Origin of the sequence: Limosilactobacillus reuteri (assembly GCF_013694365.1) — a bacterium.
Lineage (GTDB): Bacteria > Bacillota > Bacilli > Lactobacillales > Lactobacillaceae > Limosilactobacillus > Limosilactobacillus reuteri_E.
On record NZ_CP059275.1, the window covers coordinates 72658 to 97864 of the forward strand.

Sequence of the window (25207 nt, forward strand, 5' to 3'; positions counted from 1 at the left end):
ATGAAAGAAAAAGCAGCCTTTCACGTTAATGGCTACCTCGGGTTACTCGGGGCGATTATTATCGGTTTAATTAGTTTGTGGCTGATGTTTGTTGGCTTTACGCGTAATTTTCCGGTAGTCCTGACAATTGGAATTATTTTATTCTTGATTGTGATTCTTTTTAGTACATCATTGACAATTATTCAGCCAAATGAAGCCAAAGTTTTAACTTTTTTTGGTAATTATATTGGGACTATTCGTGATGCGGGCTTATTTATGACGGTACCATTTACAAATAAGGAGACTGTTTCTCTTCGTGTCTGCAATTTTAATAGTCAAATTTTAAAGGTCAATGATTCGAAAGGTAATCCAGTCGAAATTGCGGCCGTTATTGTCTACAAAGTTGTCGATACCGCAAAAGCACTCTTTTCGGTTGATGATTATGAGCAATTTGTTCAAATTCAAAGTGAGTCTGCGGTTCGTCATGTTGCTAGTGAATATCCCTATGATAGTTTTGAAGATCAAGATGCAATTACCCTTCGCGGGAATCCCACCGAAGTATCAGAGCGTTTAACTGCTGAACTGCAAGAACGGTTAAATGTCGCGGGGGTCAAAATTATTGAAACACGGTTAACGCACTTAGCCTACGCAACTGAAATAGCGAGCGCCATGCTGCAAAAACAACAGTCATCAGCAATCCTATCAGCGCGCAAGATAATCGTTGAGGGGGCTGTTTCAATTACTGAAGAAGCGATTGAACGCCTAAGCAAGGAAGCCAACCTTGATTTAACAGATGAGCAACGTTTGCAAATTATCAATAATATCATGGTAGCAATTATTAGTGAACGGGGAACGCAACCAGTAATAAATACAGGGACACAAGGATAAGTGCAATTACCAAATGAATTTGTCACGAAATACAAAAAACTAATGGGAGCAGAGGCCGATGAGTTTTTATCGGCACTTGCTCAGTCAAGTTATAGTGGTTTTCGCGAGAATCCATTAAAGAACGGACAGCCGGTTGCAACAATTGAAAAAGCCACGGGAAAAGTACCGTATGTGCCGACAGGATATTATGGTCAAGTGAATGGAAAATCATTAGACCATGTTACTGGATGGGTATATAGTCAAGAGCCGTCAGCAATGTTTGTAGGAGAAGTGGTTAATCCACAAGCTGGAGAACGAGTGCTAGACTTGTGTGCAGCTCCGGGAGGTAAAACAACACACCTCATCGCTAAAATGAACAACCAGGGACTATTAGTTGCTAATGAAATTTTCCCTAAACGGGCGAAAATTTTGGCTGAAAACCTGGAACGATGGGGAGCAAAAAATGCAGTTGTTACTAGTGAGAGTCCCGCAGATTTAGAAAAACAATTTCCTCAATATTTTGACCGGATTCTTGTTGACGCGCCTTGTTCGGGAGAAGGAATGTTTAGAAAAGAGCCTGCCGGAATTGAATATTGGTCACCAGAATACCCTGCTGAGTGTGCTAACCGTCAGCAGAAGATCCTAGCATCCGCAATGAAAATGCTAAAGCCAGGAGGAACATTAGTCTATTCGACCTGTACTTTTGCACCAGAAGAGGATGAACAAACTATTTCATGGTTGCTTGGTGATTATCCGGATTTAAAACTCGTCCCGATTGAAAAGGCAGTGGGGATGGATGATGGTCGTCCAGAATGGGCTGATGGCAATGAAGAGTTGAAAAAGACAGTCCGATTATTCCCGCACCATCTCAAGGGGGAAGGACATTTCATTGCTAAGTTAGTAAATGGTAAGCCAGAGTCAACTAATGAAAAGCGCAAAAAGAAGAATAAGCGGAAAAAGCAATCGATTGTTAAACCGGACAAAGAACAGGTCAAACTCTTTAACCAGTTTGCTACAAGCGTTTTTCCAGACTATCAACCACACCAATTGATTTTATTTGGTGACCAGCTCTATGATTTGCCATTAGAAGAGGACAAAATCGAGGGACTAAATGTACTTCGGCCTGGACTTCACCTCGGTACTTTTAAGAAAAATCGATTTGAACCAGCGTTGGCATGGGCCCTTGCTAGCTTACCACAGGAGGCAAAACGGGTCATTGACCTAAACAGAGAACAGTGGCACCAATATGTCCATGGGGATGTAATCAATATTGATGCTGACCTTCCGAATGGTTGGTATTTACTAGTATGCGACAAACATACCGCTGGTTTTGGAAAGTTGGTCGGTAAAACAATCAAAAACTTTTATCCCAAGGGGTTACGTTTTTAAATGGATCAACACTTGATTGCGCTTGATCTTGATGGCACAACATTAAATAATCAATCGAAATTAACAAACGAGACAATTATAACTTTACGTGCCCTTGCCCGGGATGGACATATTGTCAGCATCATCACTGGCCGTCCTTACCGAATTGCCAAACATATTTACGATGAAATTGGGATTAAAACTCCGATGGTAAACTTTAATGGGGCCCTAACGCATATACCTCATGAACACTGGGATAAAGAATATGATGTTGAATTAACACGGGAGCTAGCCCTCGATCTTCTAGCCCACCGGAAAGAACTAGGAATTAAAACAATTACCGTTGAAAATAAACATCATGTATGGGCTAATCAAGCTAGTAATGATTTACCCGAATTCTTACCGAACAAGTTGCGCGATGATCAAATCCTAACCGCGACTAACTTAACAGGCAATCCAATCGCAATGACGATCCAATATGAACCAGAACACCAAGAAGAAATCATTAAAGCAGTTAATGAAAAATACGGCGATTTTGTTGAACCACGAGTATGGGGTGGCCCTTACAACATCTTAGAACTGATCCATCGTGGCACTCATAAGGAGTCAGGAATGTTTTATATCGCTAAGCAGTACCAAATTAACCGGCAAAATATTATTGCTTTTGGTGACGAGCATAATGATTTAGAAATGCTTGATGCAGCTGGACGTGGCGTTGCAATGCATAATGCCATTTCTGAGCTTAAAAGTATTGCTAATGATGTGACCCCAATTGATAACGAGCATAACGGGCTGGCGAAATACTTGCAAGCTTATTTCAAAGTTACAATATAAATGGCAGAAAAAACATTTACAACAACCGAACTCGCTGAGTTCGATGGTCGAAATGGACATCCTGCATACGTTGCCGTTAAAGGCGTTGTTTACGATGTCTCTAACGTTCCGCAATGGAAGGATGGTAAACACCATGGAAACCTTGCTGGTCGTGATTTAACTTCAGTAATGCCTCGTTCTATCCATCTGGAATCAGTCCTTGAAGGTATCCCTGTTGTTGGCAAACTAGTTGACTAGATGTCATCAATGATCCTCTTTTATTTTACAGCATTAGTTTTATTCTGCAATAAATTTTCACAATTATTCCAGCCGTTTATTGAAACTATTTCAGCAAGTGTGAAAAATAACTTTTGGATCTTGATAATTATTAGCAAAAAGAAGATACTGAAGAAGAGATAAATGTATAGAGTACTTGTGGCGGATAATTATCCCATCATTCGAATGGCAGTTAAAAATCTGGTTGAACAACTAGATAATTTTAAAGTAATTGCTGAAGAAACAACCGGAATAGATGCCTCATTACGGGTTGAACAAGGTGACATTGATATCATTATTATGGATTTAGCGATACCACCTGGTGAAAATGGTCTGATCACAATCAAAAGAATTCATGAACATTTCCCTAACACCAAAATTATTATTTTTTCTTCTCGTAATGAACCTCAATACATCAATCAGGCAATTTATAATGGCGCAAATAGCTATATCTTTAAAAGCTCCTCTCCAAAAGAACTAGTTCATGCCCTAAGACACGCTATTAATGGTGAAAAATACTTAGACAATAATATTATGGTAACGAAGAAAGATTTATTAGTTATCAAAGGCGGTTCTCCGCACTTCGATTTAGGAAATTACGTTGCTCTTTCGAAACGTGAGCAAGAAATCTTACCGTTAATCGTTCTCGGATATACTAATAAAGAAATTGCTACTAAGATGTTTATATCCCCTAAAACTGTTGAAGCCCATAAGACAAAGATTATGCAAAAATTAAACCTTGCTTCACACGCAGAACTTCTCCACTATGCAGTTAAACATCAATTAGTAGACCTATAGATGGATATTAAACGCTTTGTTTATCAACGAAAAAGACTCGGCTACTCACAAGTTGCCTTAAGCAAGGGGATTTGTACCCAGTCGACCTTAAGCAAGTTTGAAAGCAATGGTCAAGTACCATCACTCACGATTTTGGCGCAGCTTTGTGAGCGGCTAGGATTAACGATTGATGATTTAAGTAAGGACAATACGTCTTCAATTCGTTATATCCGGAGTCTGCTAGACCAAATTGAATTAGCTTTAATGATTGAACACTTTCCACAGGCAGTTAGTAACCTTAAGAAGATTCGGCTTGAAGATTTAAAATCGCCACAAGACCGGATGCAATATTATTATTTAAAAGGGATGATTTACACTTTAACTAATAATAACGCGTCGACAAGTCTTTTTAACTTTACTAAGATTTTAGATGAACTGGATGAGCAACATCGGACGATCTTTTCACCATTAGCATATTTAGGATCAGGGATCTTATATGCACGACAAAATTCAATGGAACATGCTGATTTCTTTTTCTCAAAGGTTATTGCATTCTTAAGATCAAAGGCTGATGAAGACTTAGCGGGTGTTGATCGGAACTATTATCTACGGATTGTAACGATGATGTACTACGCTGCCGAGTATCATTCATTAAACAAGCGGTTGGAAGTTAGTAACCAAGTGTTGGAGGCTACGACAAAGATCTGTGCTAGCAACCACGTTACTTATTTCTTACCACGAATCAAATTACTAGAAGCAAATAATACAATTGAGTTAGGAGAAAACTCGAAAAAAATACGTCAACTTTTAACTGAAGCAGAAGTATTTGCGCGGTTCAATAAAAATAATGTTGTTGAAGTTCAAGTAGCTGCTCTGTTAAATAACTTTGATAAGACAATTAGTAATAAATGAATGGCTGACGAAAAAGATACTCCCTTTTCCCCAATTGAAAATAAAGTGATGGATGCGTTGGAAGAAGTTATTGACCCAGAATTGGGAATTGACCTCGTTAACCTTGGCCTTATTTATGATGTTAAAGTTGATGATAATGGTGAATGTACGGTTACAATGACTTTAACGACAATGGGCTGTCCATTAGGCGACATCTTAAATCGCGACATTACCAAGGCGGTTACTTCTGTTGAAGGTGTAACTAAATGTAATATTAACCTTGTGTGGGAACCCGTCTGGGATTTGTCAAGAATGAGTAGGTTTGCTAAAATTGCATTAGGAATTCACGGTTAGATGAGTAATGATGCAGCTAGCATTATAAATAATAATGACCAGTACGAATACGGCTTTCACGATAACGTTGAGCCGGAATACTCAACTGGGAGAGGATTAACAGAAGAAACTGTCCGCAAAATTTCAGCTGCTAAGCATGAACCTAAATGGATGCTAGATTACCGGCTTAAAGCCTACAAGATTTATAAAGAATTACCGATGCCAAAATTTGGGCCAGATTTATCAGAATTAGACCTGAAGAACATGCTTTACTACCAAAAGATGACGGATAAAAAGTTTCGCGACTGGGATGATGTGCCCGAAGATTTAAAACGGACTTTTGATCGCTTAGGAGTTCCGGAAGCAGAGCGAAAATACCTTGCTGGTTCTTCAGCTCAGTATGAATCTGAAGTCGTTTATCACAACATGAAAAATGAGTTTGAAAAGCTGGGGATTATTTTTACTGATACAGATACAGCCTTAAAAGAATATCCAGAATTATTTAAGAAATGGTTTGGTAAATTAGTTCAACCAACTGATAATAAATTTGCGGCCCTAAATGCAGCAGTATGGTCGGGCGGTTCATTTATTTATGTACCAAAGGGCGTTAAGACAAAGACGCCAATTCAATCTTACTTCCGGCTTAATGCGGAAAACTCAGGACAATTTGAGCGAACCTTGATTATTGTTGATGAAGGGGCAAGTGTTGATTATGTTGAAGGATGTACTGCTCCCAATTACTCTTCTGATAGTCTCCATGCTGCCGTTGTTGAAGTTAACGTCTGCAAGGATGCTTATTGTCGTTACACAACTATTCAGAACTGGTCTGATAATGTTTATAGTCTAGAAACAAAACGGGCAGCAGCAGCAGAAAACGCAACCATGGAATGGGTCGATGGGAACCTTGGCTCAAAAGTCACGATGAAGTACCCAAGCGTCTACCTTAATGGTGAGGGGGCACGGGGAACCATGCTTTCCATCGCAGTTGCCAGCAACGGAATCCACCAAGATTCGGGAGCCCGAATGATCCACAATGCTAAAAACACATCTAGTTCAATTGTTTCGAAATCGATTGCTAAGACGGGGGGCTCAACTGATTACCGCGGAACGGTCCGCTTTGGTAAGCACTCTGATGGCTCTAAAGCCCACGTTGAATGTGATACGATCATTATGGATGACCAATCATCCTCAGATACGATCCCATATAATGAAATTGACAATGCTCATGTCGCAATGGAACATGAGGCAAAAGTATCTAAGATCTCTGAAGAACAGCTTTACTACCTTATGAGCAGGGGAATTTCAGAAGCAAAGGCAACTGAAATGATTATTATGGGCTTTGTGGAACCATTTACGAAACAATTACCGATGGAATATGCAGTTGAATTGAACCGTTTGATCAGTTTTGAGATGGAAGGTTCAATTGGTTAATTGGGACTATCTAAGTTAAGTGGTTTATACCGTGAAGTGATTCTCGATCATGCCGATCATCCACATAATAAGGGAGAATTAGCAACTACTACGAATGCAATGACCCTTCATAATCCGACTTGTGGAGATACGATTAATCTTCAGGTTGAAGTAGAAGATAACAAGATCAAAAATATTGCCTATACTGGTGAGGGCTGTACTATTAGTCAAGCATCAGCAAGCATGATGACCGATGCTGTTAAAGGAAAAACAACTGAAGAAGCCCTTGCGATGGCAAAGACTTTTTCTGATATGGCAATTGGCAAAGAACATTCAGAAGCTGACTTGGATCAACTAGGGGATGCCCGGATTCTTACTAGTATTATGGAATTTCCAGCCCGAATAAAGTGTGCCACGCTCTCATGGTGGGCATTACAACGAGCACTGTTGAAGGATAGCGAGGAGGAAGAAAATAATGAGTAAATGGACAGCAATACGAATGATTATTTAGCCGACTTTCCAGCACTTAATCAGCGAGTTAATGATGAACGCTTAGCCTACCTTGATAATGCTGCGACTGTTCAGCGCCCGCGTCAGGTAATTCAGGCACTTATTAACTTTTATGAACAAGATAATGCAAATGTTCATCGAGGGGTTCATACCCTAGCAGAACGTGCAACTAAGGATTATGAAGAAGCGCGAAAAAAAGTGCAAAAGTTTATTAACGCGTCGAGTGCTAATGAGATTATCTTTACAAAGGGATGTACGGATGGGTTGAATCTCGTCGCTGCAACTTATGGCGAACAAAATATTCAACCTGGTGATGAGATTGTTATTTCAATAATGGAACACCATAGTAACCTTATTCCTTGGCAACAATTAGCTAAGGAAAAGGGTGCTACCCTGAAATATATTGAATTAACTCCAGATGGCGAACTTGATCTTGCAGATGCTAAAAAGAAAATTACCGATAAGACAAAGATTGTGGCAGTAGCTCATGCTAGTAATGTATTAGGAACAGTGACGCCCTTGAAAGAATTAGCAACGATTGCGCACCAACATGGGGCAATCGTTGTCGGTGATGGAGCACAAGCAGTTCCCCATATGCCAGTCGATGTACAAGATCTTGATGTTGACTTTTACGCTTTCTCTGGTCATAAGATGATGAGTCCAATGGGAATTGGGGTTTTGTACGGAAAAGAGAACTTATTACGAGCGATGTCTCCTTACCAATACGGTGGAGAAATGATTAATGACGTTCACCGGAATGAGAGTACATGGGCTGATATCCCGTTTAAATTTGAAGCGGGAACCCAAAATATTGCCGGGGCAGTTGGGCTTGGAGCCGCGATTGATTATTTAAATGGTATTGGAATGGATAGGATTGTGCAAAAAGAACAGGAACTTGTTAATTATGTTTTACCCAAGTTAATTGCTATTCCAGATGTCGAAGTTTATGGTCCGCAATCGCCAGCAAAACATACTGGGGTAATTTCCTTTAACATCAAAGGTCTCCATCCCCATGATGTTGCTACGGCCCTTGATATGGATGGGGTAGCAGTCCGTGCTGGTCACCATTGTGCGCAGCCACTCATGGAAGACTTGGGAGTAACAGCAACCGCTCGTGCCAGTTTTTATTTTTACAATACTAAAGAAGATGCTGATCAATTAATTAACGCAATTAAGGAAACAAAGGAGTTCTTTAACATTGGGACTATCTAAATGACAGAATTAAACTCAGCAAAAGAACAAATAATTGCTGCTAGTAAAGCAAATAATGAACCTCAGCAATTGATTGATCGCCGGCTTAGTGCTCGGGAGTTAATGGAAAAGCTTCGTTTGCCACGGATGCAACGGTTCGATTTTCGAACTTGGCCCCTTATTGCGGAGCGGCCATTGAAATGGATTGAATCAGACGCCGACTTAGTTGAAAAATCAGTCACCGATGATGAAGTAATTAAGGTAACTCAGTTTGGGCAAACTTTGCTCCACGTTAACTTGCCACAAAAACTTCAAGATCAGGGGGTTATTCTCACAGATATCTTTACTGCTGCGCGCGAATATCCTGAACTTTTCAATAAGTACTTCATGACCGCTATTAACCCCGAAGAAAACCTATTAACTGCTTATCATCTTGCCTACCTTAATGCCGGTTTATTCCTCTATATTCCAAAAAACGTTGAAATTGAAAAGCCAATTGAGGCTGAGATTATTCAGGACAGTACTCAAGATGAGCCTCTAATTTCGCATATTCTAGTAATTGCCGATCGTGGCAGCCGCATTAAGTTTATCCAACACCTTACAACTGTTGGTGATCATGAAAATGCCGCTAATATGATGATTGAATTAATGGCGCAGGAAAATAGTGAGATTGATTTTTCTTCCTTAGATGAATTTGGTCCCCATACTCATACTTACTTTAAGCGGCGTGCCGATATTGGCAAGGATGCGCACGTTGAATGGGCAGTCGGCTTGATGAACGATGGTGCCACAGTTGGTGATATGGATTCCGAATTGCTAGGTGATGGGGGTTATGCTAACTCAAAGATGATTGCCGTAACTACTCGTGACCAAGAAGTTGGCGTCAACAACCGCGTTACTAATCACGGCAAGCATACTACCGGATTGATAAACCAGCGAGGTGTTATTCTTGAAAAGTCTGAATTGATTTTTAATGGAATTGGGCAAATTATTCATGGTGCTCATGGTGCAAAGGCTGATCAACAAAACCGGGTATTGATTATGTCCGATCAAGCACGAGGAGATGCTAACCCAATTCTGTTAATTGACGAAAATGATGTTGAGGCAGGACATGCGGCTAGTGTTGGCCCAGTTGATCAACAACAAATGTATTACTTAATGAGTCGGGGAATTCCGCGCGCACAAGCAGAACGAATGGTTATTCGAGGATTCCTAGGAGCAGTCTTGAGTGCAATCCCAGCAGCGGATGTACGAAATAAGTTAATTACGATTCTTGAAAGGAAGCTCGCCGATGGACAGCAATACGAATGAATGGCAACACTAGAAATAAAGGATCTTCACGTTTCAGTTAAAGATGAAGAAAGCAAAGAAGAAAAGGAGATCCTTAAAGGGGTTAACCTTAAGATGAAGACTGGAGAAATCCATGCAATTATGGGACCAAATGGAACTGGTAAGTCTACTCTTTCTCAAACCATCATGGGTCATCCTAACTATCATGTTACAAAAGGCGATATCCTTCTTGATGGGGAGAGTATTGTTGATATGCCGGTCGATGAACGAGCACGAAAAGGTCTCTTTCTTGCAATGCAATATCCCGCTGAAATTCAAGGGGTTACTAATGCTGAATTTCTTCGGGCTGCGATCAATGCTCGTCGTCCTGAAGATGATCAAATTTCGGTAATGGACTTCATTAAGAAACTCGATAAGAACTTGGAATTGCTTGATATGAGTCAATCCATGACTGAACGTTATCTTAATGAGGGATTCTCTGGTGGTGAAAAGAAGCGGAATGAGATTTTGCAGCTTTTAATGATTGAACCTAGTTTTGCGATTCTTGATGAGATTGACTCTGGACTTGATATTGATGCCCTTAAGGTGGTTTCAAAGGGTGTTAATTCAATGCGGGGCGACAACTTTGGTTCATTAATTATTACCCACTATCAACGTCTTTTGAACTACATCGTTCCTGATACAGTTCACGTAATGATGGGTGGCCGAATTGTTAAAACTGGTGGCCCTGATCTTGCCAAGAAACTTGAAGATGAAGGTTACGCTGGCTTACGTGACGAATTAGGTCTTGATATCAAACTTGTAGATGATGAAGACTAGATGATTCAACAAAATTATATTCTTCACTCATTTGACTGTTTAAATACAGCCACTGCCGCCCGATTACATGATATGGGCTTGTGTGAAGGGTGTCCGATTAAAGTAGTTCAAAAATATCCTTTTCATGGCCCAGTGATAATCGAAAATGATCACCAACGAATTGGTTTGCGGTACACTGTTTTTACGATGCTTACGGGGGCAGAATAAATGACAACAGTTGCACTGATTGGAAACCCTAATACTGGTAAAACTACCCTGTTTAACTCGCTCACTGATAAATACGCCTATGTCGGTAATTGGACAGGAGTCACAGTTGAAAAGAAACAAGGAACGCTTAAGGGAACAGATATTATTATCATCGATTTACCTGGCGTATATTCACTCGATCCTTTGACAAAAGACGAAGCAGTGGTAACTAACTACTTAATGCATAACCAACCTAATATGGTCTTAAATATTACAAATGCTAGTCAGTTAAAACGAAACCTTTTGCTAACAATCGAGGTATTGGAACTCGGCTATCCTGTTGTATTGGTTCTTAACATGATTGATGATCTCCGTCGATCAGGGTACGACTATGACCTTGACCTGCTTGAAAAAAGGCTGGGTTGTAAAGTAATGACAACAAATGCGCGTGGACATCAAGGGATTGATCAATTACGAAAAGAAACTATCAATTGTAATTCGCTCCACCCTACCCAACTAGATTTAGATTATCCCCCGATGATCAAGCAAGCAATCAGGCAGGCAAGTACAGCGTTGGAAAGTGATTATTCTTTTGCGCCCCAGGTTGCGCGTTGGTTAGCGATTCAATTCATAAGTAAGAATAAAGTAATTCGTAAATTTGCCCGGGAAAAAGAGCTAACTCCCCTTCTTTCGCAACAAAAATATTATGACGCGCAAAAGTTCGCTGACCAAATTTTTGAAGTCCGGCTACAGTTTATTGAGGACACTCTCAACCAGGCCCGTCATCCACTTAACAATGGTGGGCAAGTTGAGATAACAAGTCGAATCGACAAAATCGTTACCAACCCGATTCTTGGCTTACCAATTTTCGTCCTAATTTTCTTTGTAATGTTTAAGATGTCCTTTGATTGGGTTGGCACCCCACTTTCCGATATGCTTGATCAGTTTATATCAGGCCCAGTTTCAACTACTACCGACCAAACCCTCGCTAGTCTAGGGGCAATTCCTGCATTACGGTCGTTAGTCGTTAACGGCATTATTGCCGGGGTTGGTGGAGTTTTAGCCTTTATTCCACAAATCTTCATGCTCTTTGCCTGCATTTCCCTGCTTGAGGACTCTGGTTATATGGCGCGGGCAGCGTTAGTAACGGACCGGGTTATGCAGATGATTGGTTTAAATGGTAAGTCTTTTATTCCATTAATTATTGGTTTTGGTTGTAACGTTACGGGAATCATGGCTGTGCGAACAATTGAACAGCCTAAAGAACGACTGATCACTACCTTAATCATGCCGTTTATGAGTTGTTCAGCCCGCCTACCGATTTATAGCTTATTCGTTGCCGCCTTCTTCCCACGTCACCAAGCACTGATTGTTTTATCAGTCTACTTCTTAGGAATTGTCGTGGCTTTAGCAATGGCAAAATTCTATCAAGTAATCTTTAAGGTAAAAGAAAGCTCAGTGTTTGTAGTTGAACTTCCTCACTATCATCTTCCCCGTCTTGATATAATTTGGCACGGAACATGGGATAAGGGTAAAGGATTTATTAAAAAGGCTGGGACAATTATTTTTGCTGGAACTGTTTTAATCTGGATCTTATCAAGTTTTGGTCCTAGTGGTTTTGTTACTAATTCGGCTAATAGTTTTGCTGCCGACCTTGGACACATCCTTGTTCCGATCTTTAAGCCAATTGGTATTGACCAGTGGCAGCCAATTAGTGCTTTGTTTACAGGGATCCTTGCCAAAGAGGTTATTACTTCTAGTATGATGGTAATGTTCCATACAAGCAGTAAAGCATTCCTCATCGCTTCACTTGGTCAGTTTATGACTCCGCTTTCTGCTTATACGTTATTAGTCTTTATTCTCTTATATGCACCATGTTTCGCAACGTTAGCAACTATCAAACAAGAAACTGGTTCTACAAAGTGGATGCTTTATTCTGTTGCATCCAGTTTAGTCGTTGCGTACGGGCTTGCATTTATTATCTTTCAGGTTGGTCGATTATTTATTGGGTGAATGAAATTAATTATTAACGTTATTATTATTGCTGCAATTATTGCGTTAGCCTTTTACCTCCTTGTTAAGACTTTTCAACGAGGCAAGCAAGGGAAATGTGCAGCTTGTGACTACGATTGTGAAATTAAAAAGCTGGCAAAGAATAAAAAGTAAATGGAAACACAAAACTGGCTATTAAAGCAAGCAGCAACTCAGCCGAATCAGATTGCGATTGACGATGGTAATGAACGCCTATCATTTGCTGAATTAAAAAAACAGGTAGAGGTACTTGTGGGAAAAATTGACCATCTTAATCCTGGTTCGCGGGTAGGCATCCTAGCTACTAATACTCTGATGAGCTATAAATTATCACTAGCGATCATGTGTAGTGGCCGCACGATTGTCTGGTTGAACTGGCGGCTTGCTGGTGAAGAGCTTGAACGACAGATTAAAGATAGTGGACTTCAGTTGTGTTTGGTTGAAAATTCTCTCTGGCGATCAGGGATGACGGATCCTTTTAAGTCTTACAGTGCGTTCTTGATAACAAGTGCTGATCCAGGAGAGCTAATTCCAGTATTTAAATCAAACTGGGTAGCCAGCATTATGTATACTTCTGGGACGACTGGTAGGCCGAAAGGAGTTTTGCAAACTTTTGGCAACCATTTTTATTCAGCAGTCTCTTCTGCATTGAATTTAGGTTTATCATCCGCAGATAAGTGGTTGTGTGTAGCGCCGATCTTTCATATTAGTGGTTTTTCGATTATTATGCGGGGATTAATTTACGGGATGACTGTTCGCTTGGTTGAGAAGTTCCGTGCTGAAGAACTTGAACGAATTTTAGCAAATGAAACGGTCACCATTATGTCGGTTGTGCCTTTTATGCTGAAAAAGCTCATTCAGCAGCAAAATAAGACTAATACGCACTATAATTCAGCATTTCGTTGTATGTTACTTGGGGGCGGAACGATTGATCGAGAAACGCTCGAAGCATGTTTGCAACGGTCAATTCCTGTTGTTCAATGCTATGGAATGACGGAAACATGTTCCCAAATTGTTGCATTACGGTCAGCTGATGCACTCCTAAAATTAGGATCAGTTGGGCAGCCACTATTCTCAACCCAACTAAAACTTAGTAAAGATGGTGAAATTCTGCTGAAAACACCAGCTTTAACTCCGGGCTATCTTAACCTGCCTGATAAGTTGCCTTCTAAAATGATTGACGGGTGGTACCGGACAGGAGATATCGGTCATCTGGACAAAGAAGGATATCTCTATATCGATGGTCGCGCAGATGAAATGTTGATCTCTGGTGGAGAAAATATTTTCCCCCAAGAAGTTGAGCAGGTCTACCAACGTTACCCACAGATTAATGAAGTTGCAGTCGTTGGTCAAAATGATTCTGTCTGGGGCCAAGTACCAGTTGCCTTTGTCGTCAGTGATCGTCGTCTTTCTCCAACTAAGCTAATAAATTATGGTTATGAACATCTGGCGCGATATAAAGTTCCTCAACACTATATTTTTGTTTCAGAATTGCCAAAAAACGCGAGTGGTAAGATTCGCCGATTTATGTTACGAGAAAAATTGAATAATGAGTAAATGACAACAGTTGATTGGCAACCGGTTAAAGATTATTCTGAAATTATTTTTGAACGAGCGGGAAAGATTGCAAAAATTACAATGAATCGTCCAGAAAAGATGAACGCCTTTACCCCCGTTACAATTCAAGAAATGATCGACGCGTTTACCATCTGTCGTGATGATAGCACAATTGGGGTGATTATCCTAACTGGTGCTGGTGATAAGGCTTTCTCATCTGGTGGTGACCAAGGAGTTCGTGGTAATGGTGGATACGTTGGTCCAGATAAGATTGCCCGTCTCAATGTCCTTGATTTGCAGCATTTAATCCGGATTATCCCTAAACCAGTCATTGCGATGGTAAAAGGTTGGTCAGTTGGTGGCGGAAATATCTTGCAACTTGTTTGTGATTTAACGATTGCTGCTGACAATGCTAAATTTGGTCAAACTGGTCCTAAGGTCGGAAGTTTTGATGCTGGCTATGGATCTGGTTATCTTGCCCGCGTAATTGGTCATAAACGGGCAAAGGAAGTCTGGTTCTTAAATCACTTCTATAGTGCCGATGAAGCCTACCAGATGAACTGGATTAATAAAGTTGTGCCATTAGACCAAGTTGAATCGGTTACCTTGGACTGGTGTAACGAAATCTTGAAGAAGTCACCAACGGCATTACGGTTTATTAAGGCTGCCATGAATGCTGATACTGATGGACTGGCTGGCCTCCAACAGCTCGGTGGTGATGCGACGATGCTCTTCTACACCACTGATGAAGGTAAAGAAGGGCGGGATGCCTTTAACGAAAAACGGGACCCTAATTTTGACCAGTTCCCTAAATTCCCATAAATGAACCTATTAGAAAATTTAGATATTCAAACTCAATCAGTCACAGCCAACAAGTGCGTTATCACTGTTAAAGTAAGTGATAAGCTCAAGCAACCTTATGGAATCGTTCATGGTGGAATAAATGCAGTCCTCGCTGAAACCGCAGCTTCCTTAGGTGCCAATCAATGGTTAGCTGATCGTCAACAAGATCAAATAGCTCTCGGTGTTAATATTACCACAGAGCACCTCATTGCGGTATCGAATGGTAAATTAAGAGCAATTGCAATTCCGATCAAACGTGGCCGGCGAATCCAAACCTGGCAAGTCGATATCCATTGCAATGATCAATGTACTAGTACCAGTATAGTTACTTTGATCAATCAACCCCGGTCTTAAATGCGCTTCAATGAAAAAGATGAAGAAAAGTACCTTAAGCTGATTAACAATACCCGTCGCGGAAGCAATAAAGACTTCGAAGAGTTATTTCGCCGTTATTGGCCGCTCGTTCGCCGACTGTGGCAACGATATAATATTAGCGGCCTTGAATTGGCGGATTGGGAACAGGAAGCCCGCGTTGTGATGCTAGAAGTTATTCGTTTATACAATAATCAGGGGTTGCGCATGTTTAGCTGCTTTTTTAAGGAATGCTTAACTAACCGGATTCGTGATATCCAACGACAAACTCAGGCCCACAAACGGATTCCAGCAGGCTGTCTTTACGCATTAAGCGATGATTTTGCTGAAACACTTACCGACTTTTTACATCATTCTCCTGATGATATTATTTATTGCCGGCAGAGTCTTGACCGTTTACTTTGCCGCTGTTCTACATTTGAACGAAAAGTACTAGTTTATCTTCATACTGGTTATTCGATAACTGAGATTGCTGGTACCCTTGATTGCTCTAAACGGAGCGTTCAAAGTGCCTTGCATCGTTGCCACGACAAGCTATTAAAAGTATTAATGAAGTAAATGGAAAATATAGGTAACTTTACAGTAGCAAAACGATGGGGATCTTTTCTGCTACTATATTTAGGATATATGATTTTATTTGCTGACCGCACAGTGATGAATATTTCCCTTGCTTACATCGGTAAAGACTTTCATGTTGGGGCGGCAGCGTTAGGGGCAACCGCCAGTGCGTTCTTCTTAGGGTATACTTTGATGCAGATACCTGGAGGATACTTAACTGATAAGTTTGGCAGTAAACTGATGGTAATTATTTCCTTGTTTGCCTGGTCGTTGATGACAATGGTGACTGGCTGGGCGTGGTCCCTTGCTGCCTTGATTGCGATTCGGTTTCTGTTTGGGATTGCAGAAGGGCCATATCCAGCAGCGGCATTAAAACGAATTTCTGAAAATTATGATAAGAGTGAGAAATCACAAGCAACTTCTGCTTTAATTTCATCGAATTATGCCGGGGCAGCAGTAGCGCCACTAATTATTGTGCCAATTATTGCTAGCAGTGGTTGGCGAAATGCCTTTGTTTGGCTTGGGGTTGGTGGGTTTATTATTTTACTTACCTATTACCTGGTAGAACGGCCAATTAATAGCAGCCAAGAAAATGGGCAGGCGCGTTCCAAGATTGAATGGAAAAAGATTGACCACCGTGTCTGGGCCTTTGTAGTAATTGGACTTGCGCTGAATATCATTACTAAGGGACTTGAAACCTGGATGCCAGTTTATTTCTTGCAAGAACAGGGAATTAACTTGAAGAACTTAGCATGGTTAGTGCCATTACCAGTTATTTTTGGAGGTATTGCAGCATTTATTTCTGGCTTTGTGATGGTGCACTTGTTTAAGAAGCATGAACGGTGGATGATTAGTATTGCTTCATTCCTGACATTGGTTTTCATGTTTGGGCTCTTCAAGTCCACCTCATTAGTAGGTGTTGTGATCTTTGATGTCTTGATCTATTTCGTTAAATCATTGGCATTTACTGGCATCTTTAGTTTCATTGCGCAGATTTTATCAGAAAAAACTTATGGATCATCAATTGGGATTGTTAATTTTGGTGGACAGCTTGGTGGCTTTGTTGGTCCGCTCTTAATTGGGTGGATTGTTCAAGCAGCAGGCTCATATTCAGCCGCTTTCTTCGGCCTTGTTATCAGTGCATTAGTTGCAGTGATTGCATGTTTGTTTATTAGAAAAGCGTAAATGGATTTCTCATTTAAAAAACGACCGGTAAAAAGACTATATGGTGAATATACTATTTTATTCATCTTTTTAGCCTTATGTATTTTCGGGACATACTTAATTACTGGTCATACTTTTATCCTTAGCAAAGATGCTCTCAATCAGCATTTACCCTTACTAGCAAAGTATCGGGAAGCACTGGTTAGCTTCTTCCACCATCCCCGCCTAAACTTCTGGTCATGGCAAATGGGGCTAGGCAGTGATACCTTTCAAGTATATTCTTACTATACGATTGGAGACGTTTTCTCTTACCTTGTACTACTTTTTCCCGTGGCAAAGATTACCCTCGCCTACCAGGTAATTAATATTATCCGGATGTATTGTGTTGGCCTCGCTTTTGTCTACTTCGCGCAACACTTTAAATTTCGGAATAGCGTCATTTTGATGGGGGCAACAACCTACCTGGTCAATTCGTTTTTACTCTATGCCTGTATCGCCCAGCCGTTCTTTACCACGCCATTTATTATCTTTCCTTTAATCGTGGTCCAGATTGAACGGATATTGCAAGAAGGCTCGCCCTGGCCGCTTGCTGGTGCCTTTACATGGATGCTAGTAAGCAACTATTACCTTGCTTACGTTTTAGGAATTGGTTCATTTCTCTATCTTGTCCTTCGTGTAGGAACGCATTATCGTCGCACGCTTAATTATGGGAAAGCCTTGCTTAAACTCGCCTTTGCGACAATTACTAGTGTCCTCTTATCCGCGGTCTTGCTCGTCCCAGAAATTATCGCGGTCACAAATTCAACCCGGACTGGATCATTATTTGCTAATGGTTTAAAAACCTATCCTCTTTACTACTATCTCTTTTTGCCTAAGTCACTGATTAACGGTGGTCAATGGTATTTCATGTTCTGGTCTGCGCTAGGGATTGTTTCAATTGGTTTTATCGCCCTTGTTTACATTTATTCTCGTCCCCGAAAGTATCCCCTGCTAACGATTAGCCTTGGTCTTTCCTTAATCATGCTGCTAATTCCAGCAGTCGGCGCTTTCTTCAACGGAATGATGTCAGCTTCTAACCGTTGGACGCTCTTGATCTACCTTCCATTAGCAATGGCCGTCTGTATTCTAGCAGAGAACATTCCAACGCTTGATCAAAAGACAATGGCGGTCCTAAGTTGGGCAACAGGGATTTACCTCATTGTCTTGATTGCAACCTTCTTCTTTGACAATGAGAATGATATTTTTATGCCGGTTATTTTCTTAATTGGCTCCCTAATGGTCATCTGGTTGATTCACTTAAATAAACTTACTCATCCTTACCGGTGGTTACTAGCGATTACAATGCTTAACGCTGGGGTGAACGCAATTTACGCGGCTTTCCCCTATAACGGAGATTTCTCTAGTAGTATGCTGAGCCGGGGAGAGTATCAAGCAATTACTAGCAACCGTTACGGTAACCTTGATCAGGATTTGAAGAATAATTCTTTTTACCGCGTTTCAACAATTAGCCAAAATAAGATTATTGACGGCCCGAACCTTGATAACGACCTTACTTCTGGATTGCATAACATTGATTCTTACTATTCACTGCAAAATAAATATTTGGGACAGTTTAATACAAGCCTACAAAATAACCAGTATCAGGCTAATATCCCCATTCGGCAAGCCGATGATCGGACAATTATGAACAATTTCTTTAGCGTCAAATATCTCTTTGTTCAAAGCAATGGTGATAACGCGACAAAGATTCCCGCTGGTTACTTTTTAGATAAAGCAACTGATCCAGTCATCAATTATGATGAAGGACAGCCAAGCAATCCCCAAAGCAAAGATGAGTTTGTGCCCACGCAAACAATGCGGTACAAAACGAACTATGCTTTCCCATTACTTTACTGGCAAGATAACTACATTAGTAAAAAAGATTATCAATCACTCTCACCAACTGAAAAAGAACGCGTTTTAGCTACCGGTGTTCTGGTTGATAAGCAAGAAAAGCTTCGAGGAATGAAGGCCGCTAATCTCAAGACGCATGTCTATCCCCTTAAAAGCGAGTTAGTTTCTAACCGCTTGAATAAGGTTAACCCGGCTAAGCTGACCTATACCGATAGTGAAGAAACTTATCAATTGCAATTACCAGAACTGCAAAGTAAAAAAATGCAGCAAAAATTAAAGGGCAGCGAGTTGCATATTGAATTTTCTAAGATTAAGTACACTCCTTTCTCCATGAAAGAACAGATTGCCTATGAGCAAGCACATCTGAAGGAAACGGTCCTTAATCCCGGAAATGTTATTAATCAGCGCTATACCCACTATCGCTATTGGCGTTACCACGTTTTAAATGGTTCACCTGATATTAGCTTTAAGCTTAATGTCGGCAGTAAGTTTGGAACTGCTACGATTGAACAGGCGCGGCAAAGTACCCTTTCTTTATTTAAACACGTTACTAATTCGACGCTTAATATTGGTTATTATGATGGCAAACTGCCAACTTCACTCACCTTCCAGCCTTCAAAGCTGGGAACTTATAAGCTCAAATACCGGGTAGTAGCAGAAAAACTAGATAATAATTATTATCGTGAAGTTAAAACATTGCAACGCCATCGTCTAGAGGACGTTAAATTCAAACGCAACCAAGTTCAGGGAACGATTAAAACTACTCGTCCTGGCGTCCTCACCTCTTCGATTCCTTATTCTACTGGTTGGTCAGTGAAAGTTAATGGGAAAAAGACAACTACCTTACGAACAAACCAGGCTTTCTTAGGAGTATACTTACCTGCCGGAACTCATCATGTTACCTTTAGCTATGAGTTGCCAGGAATCAAATTAGGCGTATTACTCAGCTTGATTGGCCTAGGCTGGACCATTCTTGCCGGAATCATTACGATCGTATGGGAGCGGAAGCGCAAGTAAGTGCATAAGAAGTTTACCTATATTGTCTACCAAATTATCATGGCTATCTTAGCCGTTATCTCGATTGGAATGCTAATCGCATATTATGCTAAGTGGATCAATATTGATGCCTACCCTTACAATATGATTGACAATGGGATTTGGTTGGTCTTCTTTACTGATTACGTTATCCGCCTGATTATTTCACCAGATAAACGCGAATTTGTTAAAGATAATATCTTTGACCTTCTATCAATCATTCCTGCCAGTAGCCTCTTCTTTCTCTTCCGAATTGGGCAAATTGGTAGAACTTTTCAGATGCTTAAACTCATGCGCATTATGCGTTTGGTCGGTTTTACCGGTCGGTTGGGTGTCTTCTTTGAGCGAAATGAGTTGCTCTACTACTTGTACATTACGATTGCTGTCATAATGGTAGCCGCAGCAATGTTTTGCATCTCGGAGAAAGTCTCTTACGAAACAGCCCTGTGGTGGGCAATTACAACTGCTACTACGATTGGTTACGGGGATGTGATTCCTAAGACCGGAATTGGCCGGGCAGCCGCGATTGTCTTGATGCTCTTGGGAATTGGTTTTATTGGGATGCTTACCAGTACGATTACTGAGTTCTTTGCCAAAAAAGACGAACGAAAGATTTCCGCCCAGTTAGTCAAAATCCAACATGAAAATCGCCAACTAAAGGCTGAGTTAGATGAAATCAAGCGTTTGATTCAGAAAAATAAACGTTAGATGAAAGAATTTACTGGAAAATTTAATGTTCAAAGTGCAAAAATCGGGATTGTTGTTGCTGATTTTAACGAAACTGTCACTAAACAATTAGTGCAGGGAGCTACCGAAATGTTAGCTAAGTTTGACCTTGAAAACGTTGATGTATACCATGTGCCGGGAGCATTTGAAATTCCGTTTATGACAAAACAATTATTGACAAAAAAGGAATATGACGGCATTTTGACGTTAGGCGCTATTATCAAAGGTGAAACAGATCACTACGATTTAATTTGTCAAAATGTTGCTGGCGGCGTAATGAATCTTAACTTAACGAGCAATATTCCAATTACATTTGGCATCCTTACTACCGATAACATTGAACAGGCAATGCAACGCGCGGGACTCAAAGCGGGTAATAAAGGAGCGATCACTGCACAAAGCTTACTAGAGATGATTTCGTTAAATCGACAAATAAATTAAATGGATGTAAAGAAAATTCAAGCAACGATTAAGCATTTGCAAGAAGGTGGTTTAGCAATTGTCATGGATGATGCAGACCGCGAAGCAGAAGGCGATTTGGTGGGGCTTGCTAGTGAAGCTACTCCCGAAAAGGTTAATTTCATGACTAAGTATGCCCGTGGATTGATGTGTGTTCCCATGGCACCGGAAGTAGCTGAACGATTGAAATTACCTCAGATGACTGCTGATAATTCAGATCCTTTTGGTACGGCTTTTACGATCAGCGTTGACCATCATTCGACAACAACGGGAATTTCAGCTTTTGATCGTTGGCGCACTATTACTCATCTTGCCGCACCGACTGCTAAAAACGAAGACTTCTACAAACCAGGTCATATCTTTCCTTTAGTTGCAAAGAAAAATGGAGTATTAGAACGAAATGGACATACTGAAGCTGCTGTTGACCTTGCGCGCTTAGCTGGGGTGGAACCAGTTGCTTATATCTGTGAGATTTTAAAAGACAATGGTGAAATGGCACGATCAGTTGAACTCCATGAGAAAGCAGCCGAATTTAGCTTACCCATCATTACGATCAAAGAACTTCAGGAATACCGGCAAAGTCTAGCGAGCAAACCAGTAGCAGAGGTGCACCTCCCGTCTCAGTATGGTGACTTTCGCTTACGGTGGTTTGATGGCAATAATCTAGCGCTAATAAAGGGAGATATTGATCCAACTACTCCTGTAATGGTTCGCTTGCATTCAGAATGCTTTACTGGCGATGTTCTTGGTTCCCTTCGCTGTGATTGTGGTCCTCAACTTCATGAAGCAATGCGCCGAATTGAGAAAAACGGCAACGGGGTTATTATTTATTTGCGTCAAGAAGGTCGTGGAATTGGTTTAGCAAATAAGTTGCGAGCTTACTATTTACAAGAGCACGACTATGATACTGTCGAAGCCAATGAAAAATTAGGTTTTGCGCCTGATGAACGGCAGTATGACCAAGCAGTTGCGATTTTACATCAATTAGGGATAACCAAGATTAACCTACTTACTAATAATCCCGATAAAATTGCGCAATTACAACTTGGCGATATTGAAATCAATGAACGGATACCATTAGAAATCGCACCTAATAACTACGATGAGAATTACTTAATCACAAAGAAAAATAAATTTCATCACTTACTGAATCTGGAGGCTTAAATGTTTAGTGGTTTAGTTGCGGAAACGGGACGAATAGTAAAAATTACCCAGGATGGCGAAACGATTGAATTGGTGGTTGAACCCCATAGTGATGATTTTTTAACTACCGTGCAACTTGGCGATTCAATTGCGGTAAATGGGACATGTTTAACGGTCGTAGAAATCAATAATAATCAATTTATGACGACATTAATGCCGCAAACCTTTGAAAAGACAACGTTCAAAAACTTGGAAAAAGGGTCCCTGGTAAATCTTGAACGTTCATTGCAAGTTGGCGCACGGCTAGAAGGTCATATTGTAACGGGGCATGTTGACGAACTATCACGAGTTTTAAAGCGGACTGTCAATGAAAATGCTATTGAAGTGCAATTTAGTCTTCCGCAACGCCTACAAGGTCAAGTGGTAGCGCAAGGAAGTGTCGCGATTAATGGCGTAAGTTTAACCGTGATGGAAACTGGTGATGACTGGTTTATGGTTGGGCTGATTCCGCACACTCAACTCGTGACTAACTTAGATACGCTTAAAATAGGGGATGAAGTTAATCTAGAAACCGATATTTTAGGCAAATATGTAGTCGCAAATTTACTAGGAGGCCGAAAATAAGTGGAAGATGTTCATTTCATGCAAATGGCAATCGCTGAAGCAACAAAGGCCGGCAATGAAACCTGGAAAAATCCTCGTGTTGGGGCAGTTATTGTGAAGAATGGTCAAGTTTTAGCGCGAGGTCATACTCACGAATATGGTGGAATTCACGCTGAACGGGATGCAATAGGTAAACTTACGCCGAAACAGTTACAGGGAGCAACTCTTTATGTCACGTTGGAACCCTGCAATCACTATGGGAAACAACCGCCATGTAGTCAGGCGATTATTGACGTGGGCATCAGAAGGGTTGTGATTGCGGAAACAGACCCGCACCAGCTTGTCACCGGGAAAGGAATTGCTACGCTTCAACAGCAAAATATTATTGTCAAAACGGGCGTCCTTAAGGAAGCAGCACAGGCCTTAAATCCGCATTACGATTTTTTCTATCGGTACCGACGACCATGGGTAACTTTAAAACAAGCAGTGAGTCTTGACTATCGCGTGGCCGCAGAAAAAGGTCAACGAACGGCGATTACTAATTCTGCTGTGGCAAAAATGGTTCATACCGAGCGTGGTAATTTTCAAGGAATCTTGATTGGAAGCCAAACCGCAATTATCGATAATCCAACTTTATTAACGACTAGTCCGACAAAGTTTCCGCCAGTAAGGATTGTTCTTGACCGCCGGGGACGTTTAAAAGATAATCCAACCTTACACTTGTTGACTGACGGGCGGGCACCTACTTGGATTTTTACGGAAAATGGCACTATGCAAGGCCAGTTTGCTAAAGATGTGCGGGTATTTTACCGACAAACGTGGTCAATTGCTGACATTTTACATGAACTTGGTCGACAAGAAATTCAATCTGTTTATGTAGAAGGTGGCCCGACAATTCATCAAGTATTTTTACAGGAAGGCTTATTTGAAGAGATTATTACATACGTAGCTCCCCACATGCTTGGCAAAAAAGGTGTTAGCGGCATGAAACTAGCTTACCCAATGAATTTTACCCATCAGGAAATTAAAATCTTAGAAAATAATATTAGGATTGCGGAAAGGAAGATTGAAAATGTTTAGATGACCAAAAAGATAATTCTTGACTGCGATCCTGGACATGATGATGCATTGGCGTTAACGATGGCTATTGCTTCACCGAAGATTGATGTCCTTGCCGTAACAACTTCTGCTGGTAATCAAACACCGGATAAAACCTTAAATAATGCGATGCGGATGTTAACCTTACTTCATCGAGAAGATATCCCGGTTGCTCAGGGAAATCAAACTCCGCTGGTCGAGCCGCTTGAAACTGCACCGGAAGTTCATGGTGAGACGGGGTTAGATGGTGCGGACCTTCCTGATCCCGATTTCAAAGTTCAACCAATTCCGGCTATTGAATTGATCGCTAAAACTCTTCGTGAAAGTGATGAGAAAGTCACTCTAGTTGTCACCGGTCCAATGACAAATGCAGCCTTATTCTTGCGAGTCTATCCCGACTTGGCAAAAGAAAAGATTGATCAAATTGTCTTCATGGGTGGGGCAATGGGACTTGGCAATTGGCGGCCATCAGTTGAATTTAATATTTTTGTTGATCCAGAAGCAGCTAAAATTGTAATGAACTTTGGTCTGCCTCTGGTAATGGCACCATTGAACGTGACCCATAAAGCTCAGATTATGAAGGATGAAATTGAACAAATCGGGCAAATCGACAATCCAGTTGCCCAGGCTTTCTATGGCCTCCTAAACTTCTTTGAACAGTATCATAAAAATCCTAAGTGGGGTTTTAAAGGTGCGCCCCTCCACGATCCATGTACGATTGCTTGGTTGATTGATCCTACTATGTTCGGTACTGACAAAATGAATGTGGATGTTGAAACTCAGGGCGATCTCACACGGGGAGAGACGGTTTGTGATTACTATCAATTAACCGACAAGCCTCAAAATACTGAAGTTCTTCTTGATATTGACCGTGAAAAATTCATCCAATTAATCATGGATACCCTTCAAAATTTTTCTAAATAAATGAAGAAAAACAAAACTACACAACCTAAGAAGCATTCAAAGAAGAAGTTTACTATTTTAGCCCTTTTAGCTGGCGCGATTGCTTTACCAA

At 40.8% G+C, this 25207-nt stretch carries 28 protein-coding genes; all 28 read left to right on the forward strand.

Annotated features, from left to right (window positions below):
• From HHK02_RS00425 to rihA, 28 genes are read left to right on the forward strand one after another with little or no spacing between them, the layout of a single operon-like run.
• On the forward strand, window positions 1-867 hold the full coding sequence (locus HHK02_RS00425; RefSeq protein ID WP_003672105.1) for an SPFH domain-containing protein: 867 nt from the start codon (window positions 1-3) through the stop codon (window positions 865-867).
• Window positions 868-2235, forward strand: a complete 1368-nt coding sequence (locus HHK02_RS00430; RefSeq protein WP_181462548.1) for an RsmB/NOP family class I SAM-dependent RNA methyltransferase — start codon at window positions 868-870, stop codon at window positions 2233-2235.
• The gene (locus HHK02_RS00435; RefSeq protein ID WP_078009632.1) at window positions 2236-3048 is read left to right on the forward strand and encodes a Cof-type HAD-IIB family hydrolase; all 813 of its coding nucleotides are present in this window, start codon (window positions 2236-2238) and stop codon (window positions 3046-3048) included.
• Window positions 3049-3285 carry a cytochrome b5 domain-containing protein gene (locus HHK02_RS00440; protein ID WP_003666157.1) on the forward strand — a complete coding sequence of 79 codons (237 nt, stop codon included), beginning with the start codon at window positions 3049-3051 and terminating at the stop codon, window positions 3283-3285. It begins immediately after the preceding gene.
• Complete coding sequence (locus HHK02_RS00445) at window positions 3286-3447, forward strand: hypothetical protein (protein WP_181462549.1); 162 nt, start codon at window positions 3286-3288, stop codon at window positions 3445-3447.
• The gene (locus HHK02_RS00450) at window positions 3448-4101 is read left to right on the forward strand and encodes a response regulator (protein WP_181462550.1); all 654 of its coding nucleotides are present in this window, start codon (window positions 3448-3450) and stop codon (window positions 4099-4101) included.
• Window positions 4102-4992, forward strand: coding sequence for a helix-turn-helix domain-containing protein (locus HHK02_RS00455; RefSeq protein ID WP_078009970.1), 891 nt, complete (start codon window positions 4102-4104; stop codon window positions 4990-4992).
• Complete coding sequence (locus tag HHK02_RS00460; RefSeq protein WP_003667917.1) at window positions 4993-5325, forward strand: metal-sulfur cluster assembly factor; 333 nt, start codon at window positions 4993-4995, stop codon at window positions 5323-5325.
• Entirely contained in the window at window positions 5326-6735 is a 1410-nt protein-coding gene (sufB, locus tag HHK02_RS00465; RefSeq protein WP_066035282.1) for a Fe-S cluster assembly protein SufB, read from the forward strand.
• Window positions 6736-7197: a Fe-S cluster assembly sulfur transfer protein SufU gene (sufU, locus tag HHK02_RS00470; RefSeq protein WP_078009969.1), complete on the forward strand. Its 462-nt coding sequence runs from the start codon at window positions 6736-6738 to the stop codon at window positions 7195-7197.
• Complete coding sequence (locus HHK02_RS00475) at window positions 7198-8436, forward strand: aminotransferase class V-fold PLP-dependent enzyme (RefSeq protein ID WP_085680228.1); 1239 nt, start codon at window positions 7198-7200, stop codon at window positions 8434-8436.
• Window positions 8437-9726 (forward strand): Fe-S cluster assembly protein SufD, encoded by a 1290-nt coding sequence (sufD, locus tag HHK02_RS00480; protein WP_181462551.1) that lies wholly within the window; start codon window positions 8437-8439, stop codon window positions 9724-9726.
• Window positions 9727-10524: a Fe-S cluster assembly ATPase SufC gene (gene sufC / locus HHK02_RS00485; RefSeq protein WP_035160234.1), complete on the forward strand. Its 798-nt coding sequence runs from the start codon at window positions 9727-9729 to the stop codon at window positions 10522-10524. It begins immediately after the preceding gene.
• The gene (locus tag HHK02_RS00490; protein ID WP_003672088.1) at window positions 10525-10731 is read left to right on the forward strand and encodes a FeoA family protein; all 207 of its coding nucleotides are present in this window, start codon (window positions 10525-10527) and stop codon (window positions 10729-10731) included.
• Entirely contained in the window at window positions 10732-12723 is a 1992-nt protein-coding gene (gene feoB, locus HHK02_RS00495) for a ferrous iron transport protein B (RefSeq protein ID WP_181462552.1), read from the forward strand. It begins immediately after the preceding gene.
• Entirely contained in the window at window positions 12724-12876 is a 153-nt protein-coding gene (locus tag HHK02_RS00500) for a FeoB-associated Cys-rich membrane protein (protein WP_003672085.1), read from the forward strand.
• Window positions 12877-14298, forward strand: coding sequence for an o-succinylbenzoate--CoA ligase (locus tag HHK02_RS00505; RefSeq protein WP_078009965.1), 1422 nt, complete (start codon window positions 12877-12879; stop codon window positions 14296-14298).
• The gene (gene menB, locus HHK02_RS00510; RefSeq protein WP_003672083.1) at window positions 14299-15120 is read left to right on the forward strand and encodes a 1,4-dihydroxy-2-naphthoyl-CoA synthase; all 822 of its coding nucleotides are present in this window, start codon (window positions 14299-14301) and stop codon (window positions 15118-15120) included.
• On the forward strand, window positions 15121-15495 hold the full coding sequence (locus tag HHK02_RS00515) for a PaaI family thioesterase (RefSeq protein WP_085680232.1): 375 nt from the start codon (window positions 15121-15123) through the stop codon (window positions 15493-15495).
• On the forward strand, window positions 15496-16071 hold the full coding sequence (locus HHK02_RS00520; protein ID WP_098039698.1) for an RNA polymerase sigma factor: 576 nt from the start codon (window positions 15496-15498) through the stop codon (window positions 16069-16071). It begins immediately after the preceding gene.
• Window positions 16072-17256: an MFS transporter gene (locus HHK02_RS00525; protein WP_181462553.1), complete on the forward strand. Its 1185-nt coding sequence runs from the start codon at window positions 16072-16074 to the stop codon at window positions 17254-17256. It abuts the gene before it with no gap.
• The gene (locus HHK02_RS00530) at window positions 17257-20145 is read left to right on the forward strand and encodes a YfhO family protein (protein WP_181462554.1); all 2889 of its coding nucleotides are present in this window, start codon (window positions 17257-17259) and stop codon (window positions 20143-20145) included.
• Window positions 20146-20871: a potassium channel family protein gene (locus HHK02_RS00535; protein WP_181462555.1), complete on the forward strand. Its 726-nt coding sequence runs from the start codon at window positions 20146-20148 to the stop codon at window positions 20869-20871.
• Window positions 20872-21330 (forward strand): 6,7-dimethyl-8-ribityllumazine synthase, encoded by a 459-nt coding sequence (ribH, locus tag HHK02_RS00540; RefSeq protein ID WP_181462556.1) that lies wholly within the window; start codon window positions 20872-20874, stop codon window positions 21328-21330.
• A complete protein-coding gene (gene ribA / locus HHK02_RS00545) occupies window positions 21331-22512 on the forward strand; it encodes a GTP cyclohydrolase II (protein WP_181462557.1) in 1182 nt (393 codons plus the stop codon).
• Window positions 22513-23115: a riboflavin synthase gene (locus HHK02_RS00550; RefSeq protein ID WP_181462558.1), complete on the forward strand. Its 603-nt coding sequence runs from the start codon at window positions 22513-22515 to the stop codon at window positions 23113-23115.
• A complete protein-coding gene (ribD, locus tag HHK02_RS00555; protein WP_181462559.1) occupies window positions 23116-24174 on the forward strand; it encodes a bifunctional diaminohydroxyphosphoribosylaminopyrimidine deaminase/5-amino-6-(5-phosphoribosylamino)uracil reductase RibD in 1059 nt (352 codons plus the stop codon).
• Window positions 24175-25116 (forward strand): pyrimidine-specific ribonucleoside hydrolase RihA, encoded by a 942-nt coding sequence (rihA, locus tag HHK02_RS00560; RefSeq protein WP_181462560.1) that lies wholly within the window; start codon window positions 24175-24177, stop codon window positions 25114-25116.
• Window positions 25117-25207: the final 91 nt, after the last annotated feature.

Excerpts from the sequence above, each read along its gene's own strand:
- feoB (WP_181462552.1), top strand. The coding sequence starts at position 10,732 with ATGACAACAGTTGCACTGATTGGAAACCCTAATACTGGTAAAACTACC.
- ribH (WP_181462556.1), top strand. The coding sequence starts at position 20,872 with ATGAAAGAATTTACTGGAAAATTTAATGTTCAAAGTGCAAAAATCGGG.
- HHK02_RS00515 (WP_085680232.1), top strand. The coding sequence starts at position 15,121 with ATGAACCTATTAGAAAATTTAGATATTCAAACTCAATCAGTCACAGCC.
- HHK02_RS00450 (WP_181462550.1), top strand. The coding sequence starts at position 3,448 with ATGTATAGAGTACTTGTGGCGGATAATTATCCCATCATTCGAATGGCA.
- menB (WP_003672083.1), top strand. The coding sequence starts at position 14,299 with ATGACAACAGTTGATTGGCAACCGGTTAAAGATTATTCTGAAATTATT.
- HHK02_RS00445 (WP_181462549.1), top strand. The coding sequence starts at position 3,286 with ATGTCATCAATGATCCTCTTTTATTTTACAGCATTAGTTTTATTCTGC.
- ribA (WP_181462557.1), top strand. The coding sequence starts at position 21,331 with ATGGATGTAAAGAAAATTCAAGCAACGATTAAGCATTTGCAAGAAGGT.
- HHK02_RS00440 (WP_003666157.1), top strand. The coding sequence starts at position 3,049 with ATGGCAGAAAAAACATTTACAACAACCGAACTCGCTGAGTTCGATGGT.
- HHK02_RS00500 (WP_003672085.1), top strand. The coding sequence starts at position 12,724 with ATGAAATTAATTATTAACGTTATTATTATTGCTGCAATTATTGCGTTA.
- HHK02_RS00530 (WP_181462554.1), top strand. The coding sequence starts at position 17,257 with ATGGATTTCTCATTTAAAAAACGACCGGTAAAAAGACTATATGGTGAA.
- HHK02_RS00520 (WP_098039698.1), top strand. The coding sequence starts at position 15,496 with ATGCGCTTCAATGAAAAAGATGAAGAAAAGTACCTTAAGCTGATTAAC.
- sufD (WP_181462551.1), top strand. The coding sequence starts at position 8,437 with ATGACAGAATTAAACTCAGCAAAAGAACAAATAATTGCTGCTAGTAAA.
- HHK02_RS00490 (WP_003672088.1), top strand. The coding sequence starts at position 10,525 with ATGATTCAACAAAATTATATTCTTCACTCATTTGACTGTTTAAATACA.
- HHK02_RS00505 (WP_078009965.1), top strand. The coding sequence starts at position 12,877 with ATGGAAACACAAAACTGGCTATTAAAGCAAGCAGCAACTCAGCCGAAT.
- HHK02_RS00550 (WP_181462558.1), top strand. The coding sequence starts at position 22,513 with ATGTTTAGTGGTTTAGTTGCGGAAACGGGACGAATAGTAAAAATTACC.
- rihA (WP_181462560.1), top strand. The coding sequence starts at position 24,175 with ATGACCAAAAAGATAATTCTTGACTGCGATCCTGGACATGATGATGCA.
- HHK02_RS00435 (WP_078009632.1), top strand. The coding sequence starts at position 2,236 with ATGGATCAACACTTGATTGCGCTTGATCTTGATGGCACAACATTAAAT.
- HHK02_RS00475 (WP_085680228.1), top strand. The coding sequence starts at position 7,198 with ATGGACAGCAATACGAATGATTATTTAGCCGACTTTCCAGCACTTAAT.
- HHK02_RS00460 (WP_003667917.1), top strand. The coding sequence starts at position 4,993 with ATGGCTGACGAAAAAGATACTCCCTTTTCCCCAATTGAAAATAAAGTG.
- HHK02_RS00455 (WP_078009970.1), top strand. The coding sequence starts at position 4,102 with ATGGATATTAAACGCTTTGTTTATCAACGAAAAAGACTCGGCTACTCA.
- sufC (WP_035160234.1), top strand. The coding sequence starts at position 9,727 with ATGGCAACACTAGAAATAAAGGATCTTCACGTTTCAGTTAAAGATGAA.
- HHK02_RS00425 (WP_003672105.1), top strand. The coding sequence starts at position 1 with ATGAAAGAAAAAGCAGCCTTTCACGTTAATGGCTACCTCGGGTTACTC.
- sufB (WP_066035282.1), top strand. The coding sequence starts at position 5,326 with ATGAGTAATGATGCAGCTAGCATTATAAATAATAATGACCAGTACGAA.
- HHK02_RS00525 (WP_181462553.1), top strand. The coding sequence starts at position 16,072 with ATGGAAAATATAGGTAACTTTACAGTAGCAAAACGATGGGGATCTTTT.